1 protein-coding gene is annotated in these 701 nt (G+C 54.6%); it reads left to right on the top strand.

Features of this window, described 5'->3' with window-relative positions; translation table 11 throughout:
• Positions 1–81 precede the first annotated feature (81 nt).
• A complete protein-coding gene (locus tag HIJ39_RS23245; RefSeq protein ID WP_169103390.1) occupies positions 82–525 on the top strand; it encodes a hypothetical protein in 444 nt (147 codons plus the stop codon).
• The last annotated feature ends 176 nt before the right edge of the window (positions 526–701 follow it).

Raw genomic sequence — 701 nt, 5'->3', positions numbered from 1 at the left:
GGTCGCAGAGGTCCCGGGATTTCACAAAAATCAATGAGAACAACAGGTTTCACACAAAAAACTAAGGTAGGAGGAAACGCGTTGTCCAAGTTTGAGAGTAATGCGAAAACAGCAAACGACCCATTGTCGTCCAATCCACCCTCTCACCACAATCACGAGAATGTGGATCCGTCAGTGCTGGTCGATTGCAGCGTGACGCTTGAGCCTCAGTACGTTCCCGGCGGGACGGTTTGGATTCGGCAAGGCCCCGGAAATGAGGCCAGTATTTTAATTATCGTCGAGAACCTGCCCGATCCCCGCACCTTCGGAGAGGAGCTTACCGATTATTGGTACGTCATCTACGGCGTCATCGAGCGCCGCATGGGTCGGTTGGAAGGCACCTCCATCTGGTTCGCTTCGCATTCCGGCACCGATCTCCCGGTACCGTTTCCTCCGTTAGCACCGGTTTCGATTGTTCCCGGCACGAAAGGAGAGCCCGCTGCAGGGTTTGCCGTTCTCGACGGCAATCTACGGGACTGCCATTGAGGGGAACCCGCCATCGTTAGAGGTAAATTCCCTTAGTGGAATGGGAGGAGAGGCTGTCCAAAAAGGGCAGCCTCCTTCGTATCGTCGGGGCAGAACGTCCCTAGTATAGCCATTCCTAAATAGCGTCCATGCTTTTTGCGTCCTCGGGCTTCCACTTCCAGCGAAACGGTACCGGA

Source organism: Sulfobacillus harzensis (assembly GCF_012933365.1).
GTDB classification, from domain to species: Bacteria; Bacillota; Sulfobacillia; order Sulfobacillales; family Sulfobacillaceae; genus Sulfobacillus_B; species Sulfobacillus_B harzensis.
This window is presented reverse-complemented; position numbering and strand designations above follow the sequence as displayed.